At 70.7% G+C, this 14,178-nt stretch carries 13 protein-coding genes; 10 read left to right on the top strand and 3 right to left on the bottom strand.

The window, feature by feature from the left end; all coding sequences use genetic code 11:
- The first annotated feature begins 247 nt into the window (after positions 1 to 247).
- The 6 genes from SM754_RS07850 to nadC all read left to right on the top strand — a co-directional run bounded on the left by SM754_RS07850 (position 248) and on the right by nadC (position 7,138).
- On the top strand, positions 248 to 1,837 hold the full coding sequence (locus SM754_RS07850) for an amidohydrolase (protein WP_323675667.1): 1,590 nt from the start codon (positions 248 to 250) through the stop codon (positions 1,835 to 1,837).
- Between the two features lie 94 nt (positions 1,838 to 1,931).
- Positions 1,932 to 2,402 (top strand): hypothetical protein, encoded by a 471-nt coding sequence (locus SM754_RS07845; RefSeq protein ID WP_323675666.1) that lies wholly within the window; start codon positions 1,932 to 1,934, stop codon positions 2,400 to 2,402.
- Entirely contained in the window at positions 2,392 to 3,324 is a 933-nt protein-coding gene (locus SM754_RS07840) for a hypothetical protein (protein WP_323675665.1), read from the top strand. Before SM754_RS07845 ends, SM754_RS07840 begins: the two co-directional genes overlap by 11 nt.
- Positions 3,325 to 3,533: 209 nt before the next feature.
- Positions 3,534 to 4,658 (top strand): quinolinate synthase NadA, encoded by a 1,125-nt coding sequence (nadA, locus tag SM754_RS07835; protein ID WP_323675664.1) that lies wholly within the window; start codon positions 3,534 to 3,536, stop codon positions 4,656 to 4,658.
- 3 nt (positions 4,659 to 4,661) lie between these two features.
- The gene (locus SM754_RS07830; protein ID WP_323675663.1) at positions 4,662 to 6,290 is read left to right on the top strand and encodes an L-aspartate oxidase; all 1,629 of its coding nucleotides are present in this window, start codon (positions 4,662 to 4,664) and stop codon (positions 6,288 to 6,290) included.
- Positions 6,291 to 6,307: 17 nt separating this feature from the next.
- Positions 6,308 to 7,138, top strand: a complete 831-nt coding sequence (nadC, locus tag SM754_RS07825; protein ID WP_323675662.1) for a carboxylating nicotinate-nucleotide diphosphorylase — start codon at positions 6,308 to 6,310, stop codon at positions 7,136 to 7,138.
- A 22-nt stretch (positions 7,139 to 7,160) separates the two neighbouring features.
- Here the strand turns inward: nadC and SM754_RS07820 are convergent, their stop codons facing one another.
- The 3 genes from SM754_RS07820 to gpmI form a co-directional block, all read right to left on the bottom strand.
- Complete coding sequence (locus SM754_RS07820; RefSeq protein WP_323675661.1) at positions 7,161 to 7,940, bottom strand: hypothetical protein; 780 nt, start codon at positions 7,938 to 7,940, stop codon at positions 7,161 to 7,163.
- Positions 7,941 to 8,022: 82 nt separating this feature from the next.
- Positions 8,023 to 8,646 carry a ferredoxin Fer gene (fer, locus tag SM754_RS07815; protein WP_323675660.1) on the bottom strand — a complete coding sequence of 208 codons (624 nt, stop codon included), beginning with the start codon at positions 8,644 to 8,646 and terminating at the stop codon, positions 8,023 to 8,025.
- An 81-nt stretch (positions 8,647 to 8,727) separates the two neighbouring features.
- On the bottom strand, positions 8,728 to 10,278 hold the full coding sequence (gene gpmI, locus SM754_RS07810) for a 2,3-bisphosphoglycerate-independent phosphoglycerate mutase (RefSeq protein ID WP_323675659.1): 1,551 nt from the start codon (positions 10,276 to 10,278) through the stop codon (positions 8,728 to 8,730).
- Between the two features lie 152 nt (positions 10,279 to 10,430).
- Between gpmI and SM754_RS07805 the strand changes: the two genes are divergently transcribed.
- The 4 genes from SM754_RS07805 to SM754_RS07790 all read left to right on the top strand — a co-directional run bounded on the left by SM754_RS07805 (position 10,431) and on the right by SM754_RS07790 (position 14,158).
- Entirely contained in the window at positions 10,431 to 11,078 is a 648-nt protein-coding gene (locus SM754_RS07805; RefSeq protein WP_323675658.1) for an adenylate kinase, read from the top strand.
- A 157-nt stretch (positions 11,079 to 11,235) separates the two neighbouring features.
- Positions 11,236 to 12,156, top strand: a complete 921-nt coding sequence (locus tag SM754_RS07800; protein ID WP_323675657.1) for a DUF106 domain-containing protein — start codon at positions 11,236 to 11,238, stop codon at positions 12,154 to 12,156.
- Positions 12,157 to 12,659: 503 nt separating this feature from the next.
- The gene (gene cmk / locus SM754_RS07795) at positions 12,660 to 13,235 is read left to right on the top strand and encodes a (d)CMP kinase (RefSeq protein ID WP_323675656.1); all 576 of its coding nucleotides are present in this window, start codon (positions 12,660 to 12,662) and stop codon (positions 13,233 to 13,235) included.
- Positions 13,232 to 14,158, top strand: coding sequence for an RNA-guided pseudouridylation complex pseudouridine synthase subunit Cbf5 (locus SM754_RS07790; RefSeq protein WP_501993768.1), 927 nt, complete (start codon positions 13,232 to 13,234; stop codon positions 14,156 to 14,158). The genes cmk and SM754_RS07790 overlap by 4 nt, the downstream gene beginning before the upstream one ends.
- The last annotated feature ends 20 nt before the right edge of the window (positions 14,159 to 14,178 follow it).

Raw genomic sequence — 14,178 nt, 5'->3', positions numbered from 1 at the left:
TTAGGTAATTGACAGTACGTCCGGAAGGATTGGAAACCGCGGCCCGGCACGCCGACGGGTTCGCAGCCGTCGGACGTCCTTCCGACAGCGCCTGGCGATGGGCCAGTGCGACCGGTGGACGGCGTCACTATCGGCCGACCAGCGCGACCGGTGGACGGCGTCACTACCGACCGACCGGTTCGGTCCGAGCACCGGCCGCTCGCCGCGAGCAGTAGGCTCTTGCCGACGCGGGGCGTCGCTCTCGGGTATGACGACGCCTGCGGACCGCGTGTTCACGAACGCGGATGTCCACACGCTCGCCGAGCCAGACGAGACGTACGAGGCCGTCGCCGTCCGCGACGGCCGCATCGTGCGCGTCGACAGCGCGTACGAGGTCGACTTCCTCGTCGGCGCAGAGACCGACGTCGTCGACTGCGGGGGCCGCACGCTCCTCCCCGGGTTCGTCGACGCGCACACGCACATGCTCCAGCTCGGCCAGTACCAGGTGTACGCCGACCTCTCGGACGCCGAGAGCCTCGACGACGCGGTCGCGACGCTCGACGCGGACGCGCCGCGGGGCCGCGAGTGGTTGCTCGGGTTCGGGTGGGACGAGTCCGCGTGGGCCGACGGCCGCTACCTCACGCGCGAGGACCTCGACGAGGTCAGCAGCGACCAGCCGGTCGCCGCGCTCCGCGTGGACATGCACACCGCGGCCGTGAACTCGGTCGCGCTCGACGCGCTCGACGTCGACCCCAGTGACCCGGACGTCAGGGTCGAGGACGGCGAACCCACTGGCGTGCTCGTCGAGGGCGCGGTCGATCCGCTCTGGGACGCGACCGAGGTCGACCGCGAGGAGGCCCGGGAGCTCCTCGGTGCGGCCCGCGACTACGCGCACGAGCACGGGGTCACCGCCGTCCACGACATGGTCCGCGAGTCGCCAGCCCCGAAGGTGTACCGCGAGCTCGACCTCGCGAACGCGCTCGACCTCCGCGTCCGCATCAACTACTGGACTGACCATCTGGAGGCGCTCGAAGACGCCGGGCTCGCGTCGAACCACGGGAGCGAGTTCGTGCAGGTCGGTGCCGTGAAGTCGTTCACGGACGGGTCGTTCGGCGGCCGCACCGCGAAGGTCAGCGAGCCGTACGCGGACGCTCCCGACCGCCACCTCGAGAGCGGGGCTGACAGTGACGCCGACGCCGACCGAGAGGGCGACGGCCGCGGCGAGTGGGTGGTGGACCCCGACGACCTCCAGTCGTTCGTCGACCGCGCCGACGACCACGGGCTCCAGTTCACCGCGCACGCCATCGGTGACGAGGCGATCACCGCGACCCTGGACGCGTACGAGCGCACCGAGGAACCCGGCGAGTCCCGGCATCGCGTCGAGCACGTCGAACTCGTCACCGACGACCACATCGAGCGGTTCGCGGACCTCGGCGTCGTCGCGTCCTGCCAGCCGAACTTCCTCCAGTGGGCCCAGCCCGGTGGGCTCTACGACCAGCGTCTCGGCGAGGCACGCCGGAAGCAGTCGAACCGCTACCGCGACCTCCTCGACGCGGGCGTGGACCTCGCGTTCTCCTCGGACGTGATGCCGATGGACCCGCTCCTCGGCGTGTCCCTGGCCGCGAGCGCGCCAGCCGAAGGGCAGCGCCTGAGCGTCACGGAGGCGCTTCGCGCGTACACGCTCGGCGGCGCGTACGCCGGGTTCGACGAGGACCGCATGGGGACCGTCGAGGCCGGGAAGCACGCGGACCTCGTCGTCCTCGACGACGACCCCTGGAGCGTCGACCCCGAGGCCCTCCGGGACGTCGACGTCGCGATGACCGTCGTCGACGGCGACGTCGTGTACGACGCACGCTGACGGTGTGCGACGCGCGCTGACGGACTCACAGCGACCTCGATTCCATCCCCGTCACGTCACAAGGAATATACGTCGAGGAGCGGAACTGTCAGATATGGTCCCTTCCCCCCGCAAGTGGCTTCGCGGCCCGGTCAGCGCGCTCCGCTCCAGTCGCGCGCTCGCCCTCGCCGTCGCCCTCGCAGTCGGTGCAGCGGCGCTGTTCGCGGCGGAGTACTACGCCGACCCGTCGCTCTTCGAGTACCTCTTCCTCCCGCTCGGCGTCGGCGGGTGCACGTACTACTTCGCGCACTACGACCTGTCGGAATGGAGCCAGGACGGGATGCTCCGCGGGTTCCTCCGGAACTTCGCGATGATATCGATCCCGATGCTGCTCGTCCCCGAAGACGTCCCGCTCGCGGACGGGGTCGTCTCGGTCCTGGCCGTGTACAGCGTCGTCTTCTTCGCCGTCGTGACCGCGGTCGTCGACGTCCTCGACACGGACGGCGAGGGCGACGGCGGCGACGAGGACTGCGAGGTCGAGGACGCGAACCGCGGGACGCCGACCGGCGTCGTCGATGCCGACTGAGCGACGGGCACCAGCCGGACGCGCGACGGCGTTCCTCGCGTCGAGTTCCGCGGCGGCGTGGTGGCTCGGTGCGGCCGTCGGCGTCGCGACCTGGTTCGGCCTGGGCGAGGTCGTGGGCATCCCCGACTTCGTCCCGTGGTTGCTCGGCGGTGCCGTGGGTGCGTGCGTCTACTATCACGTTCGCTACCCGTGGGGGCTGCTGTGGCCGGACGCGCCAAGCGCCCGCGTCGGGTACTCGCTGTTCGTCGCGGCGTGGGCGTGGCTGACGTCGGTGCCCGACGACGCGAGCGCGAGGACGATGCTCGCGGTCGGCGTCGCATGGGGTGGGGTCTGGGTGGCGTTGGTGGCGTCGGCGCGGGTTGCGGTCCTCCACGACGGCGACGCGGACGTCGCCAGTCGCTCCCGGGAAGCGGAGTCGGGCGACGGCGACATCGTCGCGGTGGTGGCGTCCGTCCGCGAGTCTCGCGCCGGTCGGACGGTCGGTCGCTGGCTGGCGGCTTGCCGGTCGTTCCTGCAGTCGAGCTCGGCGACGGCGTGGTGGCTCGGCGCGGCAGCGAGCGTCGTCGCGTGGTGGACCGTCGAGGACGTCGTCGCCGTCGACGGCGTCGTCCCGTGGGTCCTGCTGCTCGGACTCGGCCCGTCGGTCTACTACCACTCGCACTACGACATGGGGGACGCGGCTCCGGGGACCGAGTCGTGGTCCCTCGAGAGATTGTTCGTCACCAGCGCGACGTTCCCGTTGACGCCGGGCGACTCGCCGTTCGGCGTCTACGCCGTCACGCTTCTGGCACTGTTCGCCCTGGTCGAGGCCGGGCAGGTAGCGATCCGACTGGACGCGCTCGGTCTCCGACCGACCCATGGTGGGGACGCCGGCAAGCGCGTCGACGCGTCAGCTTCCCGCGACGAGGAGACGACCGCGTGACCCACCGACGAAGCCCTCTTTCCGACGTTTCGTCGACGGTCGCGCGTCGTCGGTATCCTTCATCTGCGAACGGTTGACACACAACTTCCAGCCACCACGAGGAGAGATTCGGTGGTGGTACCTCACCGGTATCGAGCTTTGTAGAGAAAAGTTCTTCAATATGGGCCTCTGAGCGGCTAGTAACAACAGGTGAGTCGATAGTGCCACAGATGGAGTCCGCGACGTTCGAGACCGAGTTGAGCCTCTTCAAGTACGACAACCTCGAGCAGCTCCCCGAGGCCTACCGGGACCTCGACGAGGCCGAGCGCCGGGAGCGCATCGAGGCGGCGAAGGCCGAGCTGGGCGACGACGTCGTCGTCCTCGGCCACAACTACCAGCGCCGGGAGATCGTCGAGCACAGCGACTTCGTCGGCGACTCCTACCAGCTCAGCAAGGAGGCCGCGAACGCGGACGCGGAGTACGTCGTCTTCGGCGGCGTGACGTTCATGGCCGAGAGCGCGGACATCATCACGGACGACGACCAGTCCGTCGTCCTCCCGAGCATGGAGGCGTCGTGTCCGATGGCGGGGATGGCGGAGGCGCTCCAGGTGGACGCCGCGTGGGAGGAGATCACGGCGGCCGCGCCCGAGTCGGAGATCATCCCGATAACGTACATGAACTCGTACGCGGACTTGAAGGCGTTCTGCGCGGAGCAGGGCGGCCTCGTCTGCACGAGTTCGAACGCCGCGGACGCGTTCGAGTGGGCGTTCGAGCGCGGCGACAAGGTCCTGTTCCTCCCGGACAAGCACCTCGGTGAGAACACGGCGTACGAGCTCGGCTTGGAGGACTCGATCGCGGAGTGGGACCCGTGGGACCCCGAGGGTGCGGACGCGAGCGAGGCCGCCGAGGCCGACATCGTCCTCTGGGACGGCTACTGTCAGGTCCACGAGCGCTTCAGCGCCGAGCATATCGCTGACCTGCGCGCGGAGCGGCCGGACGCGAACGTCGTCGTGCACCCCGAGTGCCGGCGCGAGGTCGTCGAGGCCGCGGACGTGGTCGGGTCGACCGCGACCATCTGCGAGACCGTCGCCGACGCCGACCCGGGCGACACGTGGGCGATCGGGACGGAGATCCACCTCGCGAAGCACCTGGACCGCTGGCATCCCGAGGTCGAGGTCCTGCCGCTGTGCGGTGACGCGTGCATGGACTGCAACGCGATGCGCCAGATCGACCCGAACTACCTGACGTGGGTGCTCGAGGAGCTGGTCGCGGGCCGCGAGCGGAACGTCGTCGAGGTCGCGCCCGAGGAGAAGGAGCTCGCGCAGGTCGCGCTCGACCGCATGCTGGAGGTGTGACTCATGACGGACGCAACCAGTCCGCGCGTGGCGGACGTGCTCGTCGTCGGGTCCGGTATCGCGGGGTGTGCGACGGCGCTCGCGGCGGCCCGGGCGGGCGCGGACGTGCTCGTCGTGACGAAAGCGCAGAAGCCCGCTGACGCGTCCTCGGACTGGGCGCAGGGCGGTATCGCGACGACGCGCGGGCGTCCCGAGTCGCTGAAGCGGGACGTCCTGGACGCGAGCGCGGGGACGGCGGACCCCGAGGCGGTCGACGTGCTCGTCGAGGAGGCGTCCGCGGCGGTGACGGACGTCCTCGTCGACACCCTGAACGTGCCGTTCGACGAGTCCGGCGAGGGCCTGGACTTCGCTCGGGAGGCCGCCCACAGCGAGGAGCGCATCCTGCACGTGGACGCGGCGACCGGCCAGCACGTCCTCCGGCCGTTCCTCTCGCACCTCGCCGACGTCGAGAACGTCGAGGTGCTGGAGGACACCGCGGCGCTCGACCTCGTCACGGACGAGGGACGCGTGCACGGCGCCGTCCTCGACCGCGCCGCGAGCGCGCACGGAGACGCGGACGCGGACGCGAACGCGGACGCCGACGGTCTGGCGCCGCGAGCGCCCGCCGGCGAGGCGGTGTACGCGGACGCGACGGTGCTCGCGACCGGTGGTATCGGTGACCTGTTCGAGACGTCGACGAACCCGTCGGGGTCGACGGGCGACGGTATCGCGATGGCGGCGCTCGCCGGCGCGGACGTCGCGGACATGGAGTTCGTGCAGTTCCACCCGACGGCGTACGACGGCGCGGACTCGTTCCTGCTCTCCGAGGCGGTCCGCGGCGAGGGCGCGCACCTCCGGAACGGCGACGGCGAGCGGTTCATGCCGGACTATCACGCGGACGCGGAGCTCGCGCCGCGGGACGTCGTCGCGCGCGCCGTCGACGCCGAGCGCGACGCGACCGGCGAGGTACGCCTCGACGTCTCGCCGCTCGCGGAGCCGTTCGAGTCGGCGTTCCCCGGGCTGGCCGCGAAGTGCGAGGCGCGCGACGTCGACTGGACCGAGGGCATCCCGGTGACGCCGTGCGAGCACTTCCTGTGCGGTGGCGTGGACGTCGACCGCGACGGCCGGACGTCCCTCGACCGGCTGTACGCGGTCGGCGAGTGCGCGCGGACCGGCGTGCACGGCGCGAACCGGCTCGCGTCCACGAGCCTCCTAGAGGGCCTCGTCTGGGGGCTGCGCGCCGGGCGGGACGCGGTCGCTCGCGACTCGCTCGGCGAGGACGCCCTCGTCGTCGAGGCGCCGGACTACCGGAACAGCGACCCCGAGCTCCCCGAGCGGTTCGCCGCGGAGAAGTTCCGGCGGCTCCGGCGCGTGATGAGCGAGCGCGTCGGCCTCCGCCGCGACCCCGTCGACCTCGGGCGCGCGCAGGCGGCGCTCCGACGGTTGAAGGGCGAGGTGGACGCGTACGTCCGGACGCGCACGACGCGGTCGCTGTTCGAGCTCCGGAACGCGAGCGTCGTCGCGCTCCTCGTCGCGAAGGCCGCGGCCGAGAACGACGAGAGCGTCGGCTGTCACCACCTCGTCGACGCCGAGGACGGGGGACACGACGGCGAGACGCCGACGGCCGACGCGCCGGAACCGGGGGCGGAGTAGATGCGGGGGCGAGCGCGATGATCACGGACGCGGACGTCGAGCGGTGGCTGCGCGAGGACGTCGGCCACCACGACGTGACGAACGACGTGCCCGGCGACGCGCGCGGGCGGCTCGTCGCGAAGGAATCCGGCGTCGCCGCCGGCATGGACGCCGCCGAGGCGGTGTTCGCGTACCTGGACGTCGACGTCACGGCGCGCGTCGACGACGGCGACCGCGTCGAACCGGGCGACGTCGTCCTGCGGACCGCGGGGTCGGCCCGGGAGACCCTCCGCGGCGAGCGGGTCGCGGTGAACGTCGCGGGGCACGCGTCCGGCGTGGCGACGCGGACGCGGCGCGCGGTCGACGCCGCGGCCGAGTTCAGCGACGACGTCGCCATCGCGGCGACCCGGAAGACGACGCCGGGATTGCGTGGCGTCGAGAAGCGCGCGGTGGTCGCCGGCGGCGGCGACACGCACCGCCTCGACCTCTCGCACATGGTGATGGTGAAGGACAACCACGTCGCGGAGATGGGGCTCGAGGACGCGGTTGCGCACTTCCGGGAGCGCGCGTCGTTCGCGACGAAGGTGGAGGTCGAGGCGGAGACGCGCGAGGAGGCGGTTCGTGCCGTCGACGCCGGCGCGGACGTCGTCCTGCTCGACAACATGCCGCCCGAGGAGACCGCCGTGACCGCGGACGCGGTCCACGACGCCGCCGTCGCGGCCGGTCGGAACGTCCTCGTCGAGGCCTCCGGCGGCATCACCACCGGTGACGTCCCCGCGTACGCCGACGCGGGCGTCGACGTCATCTCCATGGGGAGTCTGACGCACTCCGCGCCCACCCTGGACTACTCGTTCCGGACCGGCGACTGACGGGGAGCCGAAGGCGCCTCGTTCAGAGTTCGCGCCGGAGCGCGACGACGACGCCGACGACCGCGCCGACGACGACCGCGCCGACGAGGAGTGCGAGCACGGAGAGCGGGTCCGTCGGGACGCCGGGGAGCGCCGGCACGCTCGGAACTCCGCCACCACCGCCGCCGGCGTCGGTGCCGGCGAGGAGGTCCAGAACCGCGTCGAGACCGCCGCGGGAGAGCACGCGGCCGACGACGTCGAGGGCGACGAGCGCGACCGACCCCAGTATCGCCCAGTTGACGTACCCGCGTATCTCGGCGACGCGCGCGCCGTCGATGCCGTCGGCGGCGGCGTCGTACCCGTAGTCGACGCCGGTCGGCGAGTCCTCGGCGAACAGGAGCTGCCAGGCGACGCGGGCGGCCGGACCGCTCGTCGCGGCCTTCGCGAGTATCGCGACGACGATGAGTCCGAGCGTGACGAGCGCACCGTCGTCCCACCAGATCTCGCGGACCCGGTTCGGGTTCCGGAGCGTGACGTAGACCGTCCCCGTGAGGCCGGCGAGCGGGAGGCTCGCGAGCCACCACGTCTGGAAGACGAACCCGGAGAGTCCGCGCGGCTCGAACAGCCACGTCGCCGTGGCGAGGAGCGCGAACGCGACGAAGAGGTTCCGGACGCGACCACGGACCGCGTCGAGGTGGTCGTCGCGCTCCCAGCGTTCGAGGACGGCGGACGCGATCGCGACGACGCGCTCGCGGTCGAAGCTCCCGTCCGGTCCCGTCAGCGAGTCGTCGCCGTCCTCGCCATCAGTCCAGTCCTGAGACACGAGCGGACGGTTCGCCCGCCGACGTATTCGGCTTTCCGGTGTCAGAAACGAAACGCGAAGCCCGGCAGTGCACCACGCTCCCTCAGCTCGGTCGTGGCGGGAGGAGATGCTCCTCGAGCTCCGGGAGGTCCTTGACGTTGAACACGACCTGCATGTCGCTCGTCGCGGGCGTCCCGATACAGGAGAGCTGGATGCCGCGCTCGGTGAGTTCCTCGGGGAGGACGTGGTCGTGGAAGATGTCCATCTCGCCGGAGAGGACCGCGACCGCACAGTTCGCGCACGCCCCGCCGCGGCACGAGAACGGCCAGTCGAACCCGGCGTCCTCCGCCGCTTCGAGCACGCTATCGTCGCCCTCGACGACGAACGTCCCGTGCGTGTCGCCGTCGAACCGGACGCGGTTGGCCTTCTCGAACAGGTCGTCGTCGTCCAGACTCCAGCCCTGCTCGACGATGGCGTCGTAGTCGAGGTACTCGACGACGGACTCGGTGCGCGCGAGCGTCTCTCCCTCCTCGTCGGCCGCGACCTCGTCCCAGTCGCGGCCGCCGCCCGCGGACAGCTCCTCGTACGCGGCCTTCACGAGCCGGAACTGGCGGCGCGTCCCGCCCTGGTCGGGGTGGGTCTCCTTGGCGCGCTGTCGGTACGCGCGACGAATCTCGTCCTCCCCCGCGTTCCGGTCGACCCCCAGCACGTCGAACGGACTCTGCACAGGTGGTCTAGCAACAGGAATCAGATAAACTCCCGCACTGCGGCGTGATTCGCGGTAGCACGCCGCACGCTCCGGTGGCGGTCAGTCGTCGTCGACGAGCAGCGACTCGCCGGTCATCGCGGGCGGCTTCGGGACGTCCGCGAGGTGGAGGAGCGTCGGCGCGACGTCACAGAGCGACCCGCCCTCGCGGACGCGAACGCCACCGTCGGTTCCGTCCCCAGCGACGTACGCGAACGGGACGTCGTTGTACGTGTGCGCGGTGTGGGGGTCGTCCGCCGTGCCCATGTCGTCGGCGTTCCCGTGGTCCGCCGTCACCACGAGGTCGCCGCCGGCGGCGTGCACGGCCTCCGCGAGGCGGCCGAGTTGCGTGTCGACCGCCTCGACCGCCTCGACGGCGGCGCGGTAGTCGCCAGTGTGCCCGACCATGTCCGGGTTCGCGTAGTTCAGGACGAGGACGTCGGGGTCGTCGCGCTCGATGCGAGCGGTTGCGCTGTCGGTGAGTTCCCGGGCGCTCATCGCCGGCGTCTCGTCGTACGTCGGCACGTCCGGGCTCTCGACTATCTCCCGGGTCTCGCCGTCGAACGCGCCCTCGCGGCCGCCGTTCAGGAAGTACGTCACGTGCGCGTACTTCTCGGACTCCGCCATCCGTAACTGGGTCTTCCCGTGGTCCGCGAGCACCTCGCCGAGGACGTCCTCGGGGTACGTCGGCGGGTACGCGACCGGGACGTCGAACCCCTCGTCGTACGCCGTCATCGTCACCAGACGGAGCTTCGGGGCGTCGGGCCAGTCGACGTCCGAGGCCGCGACTGAGTCGTCCTCCGGCGGGTCGTCGGCGAGCATGCGCGTGAGCTGGCGGGCGCGGTCCGCGCGGAAGTTGAAGAACACGACCGCGTCGCCGCTCTCGACGCCCGCGTGCTCGCCGACCGTCGTCGGTTCGACGAACTCGTCGGTGTCGCCGCGGTCGTAGCTCGCCTCGACCGCCTCGACCGCCGAGTCCGCGTGATGCTCGGCGTCGCGCTCGACGACCGCGTCGTACGCCGCCCTCGTGCGCTCCCAGTTCCGGTCGCGGTCCATCCCGTAGTACCGACCCGTCACGCTCGCCACGTCGCCCGTGCCGTGCGCGTCCACGACGGCCTCGAGGTCCGCGAGGAACCCGGCGCCCGACTCCGGCGCGGTATCGCGGCCGTCCGTGAACGCGTGCGTCACCGCGTCGACGCCGCGGTCGGCGGCCATCTCCACGAGCGCGTGCAGGTGCTCCTGGCTCGAATGCACGCCACCGTCGCTCACCAGCCCGACGAAGTGCACGCGACCACCCGTGTCGGCCGCGTACTCGAACGCCGACGCCAACCCGTCGTTCTCGAAGAACGACCCGTCCTCGATGGCGTCGCTGATACGCGTGTACTCCTGGCGGACCACCCGGCCCGCACCGATGTTCAGGTGCCCGACCTCGGAGTTCCCCATCTGGCCGTCCGGCAACCCGACGCGTCGCCCCGACACCGCGAGCCGGCCACGCGCACCTTGGCGGCACAACCGGTCAAAGACCGGTGTATGCGCCGCCGCGACCGCGTCCCGGTGGTCGCCCGGGTCGTCGTTCAATCCCCAGCCGTCGAGCACGACGAGCGAAACGTCCATACACCACGCGTCGGCCCCCGACCTCAAGTAGCGTTCGTTCACCGCGAAACCCGACCGGTCGGTCCGCCGACCGCGCTCGTCGATGCGTGCACTCGCGGTAACATCGAGCGCGTTTCTACAACGATTTAAACCCGGGCCGAGACGGGTCGTGTATGAGCAACCCGCACGTACTCATCCTCGGCGCACCGGGCGCAGGCAAGGGCACGCAGTCCGCACGCATCGCCGACGCGTTCGACGTCGAGCACGTCACCACCGGCGACGCGCTCCGCGCGAACAAGGACATGGACATCAGCGACATGGACACCGAGTACGACACCCCCCGCGAGTACATGGAGGCCGGCGACCTCGTCCCCGACGCCGTCGTCAACGCCATCGTCGAAGAGGCCCTCTCGTCGGCGGACGGTTACGTCCTCGACGGCTACCCGCGGAACCTCGAACAGGCCACGGAGCTCGAAGGGATGACCGACCTCGACGTCGTCCTCCACCTCGACGTCTCCCGCGACGAGCTCGTCGACCGCCTCACCGGCCGTCGCGTCTGCGACGACTGCGGCACGAACTACCACGTCGAGTTCGACCAGCCCGAGACCGAGGGCGTCTGCGACGACTGCGGCGGCGACCTCGTCCAGCGCGAGGACGACACCGAGGAAGCCGTCCAGAACCGCCTCGACGTCTTCGACGACAACACCCAGCCGGTCATCGACCACTACAGCGACCGCGAGGACTTCGTCGCCGTCGACGGGGAACGCGCGCCCGACGCCGTCTGGGAGGACGTCGAAGCCGCCATCGAGAGCAACGCCTGACCGCTCGCACGCGCCGGTTCCCACGATATCAGGTTCGCAGCGAGAAGACCCTCGAGACCGGGTTCCCCGCGAGAGGCATCACCCGCTGCGACCGCGCACCGGCGTGACGCGACGGAGAGTAAAAGCTTCTTTACCGGGCATCGCTTAGGGCCTGCAAATGGCGCGTACCGCTGAGAAGGCGGCGACACTCGCGAACGAGAGCGCGGAGATGCGCGAAGCGCTCGAGACAGTTCGCGAGGTCGCCGACGACAACGACGGCGTGGTCCGCTGGACGGACGTGAAAGACGACATCTCGTCCGGCCAGTGGGGTCGCCTCCTCGAGAAGGACATCCTCGTCGACGGCGACGACGGCTTCGAGTTCGCCGACGCCGACGCGGTCGTGGACGTCCTCGACGGGAACGGCGACGAAGACTACGAGATCGAGGACATCCCCGAGGTCGAGGACTCCGGGTCGAGCTGGAAGACCCGCGACAAGCTCGCCGGCGTCGGCACGCTCGTCCTCATGGCCGGCTACTACTTCGACCCGATCCGGCAAGTCGTCGGCGGCGTCGTCGACCTCGTCCTCGGCCCGCTCGACGCCGCACTCCCGTTCTACGCGGTCATCCTCGCGATATCGCTCGTCACGGGCCTGTACTCGTCGCTCCTCCAGGCGAACATGGTCGACCAGGACAAGGTCGCGGCGTACCAGGAGAAGTTCCAGGCGCTCCAGGAACGCGAGCAGGAAGCGAAGGAACGCGGCGACGACGCCGCCGTCGACCGCATTCAGGAGGAACGCATGGACGCGATGGGCGACCAGATGAACATGATGAAGGAGAACTTCCGCCCGATGGCGTGGATCACGCTCCTCACCATCCCCGCGTTCCTCTGGATGTACTGGATGATCGGGACGCGCGGCGGCGCCGGCCACCTCCAGGGTCTCGAACAGACCGTCGTGATGCCGTTCGCCGGCGAAGTGACGTGGAAGAACGGCAGCATCGGCCCGCTCCCCGCGTGGATCGCGTTCTACTTCCTGTGCTCGATGGGGTTCACGCAGGTGATGCGGAAGGCGCTCGACCTCGACACGCCCTCGCCGTCCTGACGGCGTCTCACGCTCCGGGCCGCCGCGCGTTCTCTCGGCTCGTCTCACCACGTTCGAGTCGCACTTCGGCGACGAGTTCTCTCGATCCGGTCGTGACAGTAGCTGGTCCGAACGTCGTCTCCGACTTCGCGGCCGCCGGCTGCGCCGTCACCGCGTTGTCCCGCGGACACCGCGACGTCACCTTCGAGACCGCACGCGTCGAGCACGCTCGAGGACGTCATCGACCTCGCGGCGGACGCGCTCGGAACGGCCGTCGACGAGTCGATGGCGCGTCCCGTCGACGAATCCATAGCGAGCGACCGCACCGGGCGCGCACACGACCCAAGACGAGACGCCGTCGAGCACCTCCTCGGGAACCTCGACGACGACCGAGTGCAGTCCCGCGAGTCGCGCGAAGCGCCGGGAACTCCCACTCTCGACCCGCCGGACGTCCGGCCACCAGTGAGGCCGCAACCCGAACCGCGATTCACAATTCCTTTTACCGGGACGCTCGGAGAAGGCATATGTTGTTGACCGTCTCTGGCCCGCCCGGGAGCGGGAAGAGCACCGCGGCGCCCGCGCTCGCTGACGCGTTCGAACTGGAACACATCTCCGGTGGCGACATCTTCAGAGAGCTCGCGGACGAACGCGGCTACACGCCCCTCGAGTTCAACAAGCTCGCCGAAGAGGACGACCAGATCGACCGGGACCTCGACGCGCGCCTACAGGAGATCGCTCGCGAACGCGAGGACGTCGTCCTCGAATCCCGCCTCGCCGGCTGGCTCGCCGGCGACCACGCCGACTTCCGGTTCTGGCTGGACGCCCCCGTCTCCGTACGCGGCACGCGTATCGCCGACCGCGAAGGGAAGAACCCCGAGTCGGCCGCCGAGGAGACCGCGGCACGCGAATCCAGCGAAGCGAAGCGCTACATGGAGTACTACGGGATCGACATCGACGACCGCTCGATTTACGACCTGTCGATGAACACCGCACGCTGGGGCGAGGACGAGATGGTGGACGTCCTCGTCGGCGCCGTCGAAGCGTACGACGGCGACCGCGACGAGGGCAAGGAACCCGTCGACCTCGCCGTCGAGTTCTGATGGCTCGACGCGCCCCCGAGGACCGGTCGCCCGCGGAACTGCTCGCGTTCGGCGTCGTGAACCTCGACAAGCCGCCGGGGCCGAGCGCGCACCAGGTCGCAGCGTGGGTGCGCGACGCCGCCAGCGACGCGCTCGCGGACGCGCAAGCAGCGGGCCGCGCCCGCGACGACCTCTCGGTCGACGGCGCGGCCCACGCCGGGACGCTCGACCCGAAGGTCACCGGCTGCCTCCCGATGCTCACCGGCGACGCCACCCGCGTCGCCCAAGCGTTCGGCGAAGGCCACAAGGAGTACGTGAGCGTCCTCGAACTCCACGCGGACGCACCGAGCGACCTGGAAGCCGTCGTCGCGGAGTTCGAAGGCGACATCTACCAGAAACCACCGCGGAAGTCCGCGGTCTCTCGGCGACTCCGCACCCGCGAGATACTCGAACTGGACGTCCTCGAGGTCGAGCAGCGTCGCGCACTCCTCCGCATCCGCTGCGAGCCCGGAACCTACATCCGAAAGCTCTGTCACGACATCGGGCTCGCCGCCGGCACCGGCGCGCACATGGGGCACCTCAGGCGGACCGCAACCACGCCGTTCGACGACGCGACGCTCGTCACCCTCCACGACCTCGTCGACGCCATCCACGACTGGCTCGACCACGAGGACGACGACCCGCTCCGCGAAGTCCTCCACCCCGCCGAACGCGCACTCGAACACCTCCCGCGCGTCACCATCGCACCGAGCGCCGCCGAAGCCGTCGCCGACGGCGCCCCCATCTACGCCCCCGGCGTCATCGACGCCCCCGACCCCGACACCGTCGACAGCATCGTCGCCGCCTACACGCCGAACGACGCCGTCGTCGCCCTCGGCCGCCTCACCGGCGACGCCGACGCCGACAGCGGCGAGGTCGTCGCCCTCGAACGCGTGCTCGTCTAGCAAACCACGAGCGGGCGCAC

The sequence above is a fragment of the Halorubellus amylolyticus genome (assembly GCF_034808145.1).
Taxonomy (GTDB): Archaea; Halobacteriota; Halobacteria; order Halobacteriales; family Natrialbaceae; genus Halorubellus.
The sequence above is the reverse complement of the archived record's forward strand: the minus strand, read 5'-3'. Positions and strand labels throughout refer to the sequence as shown.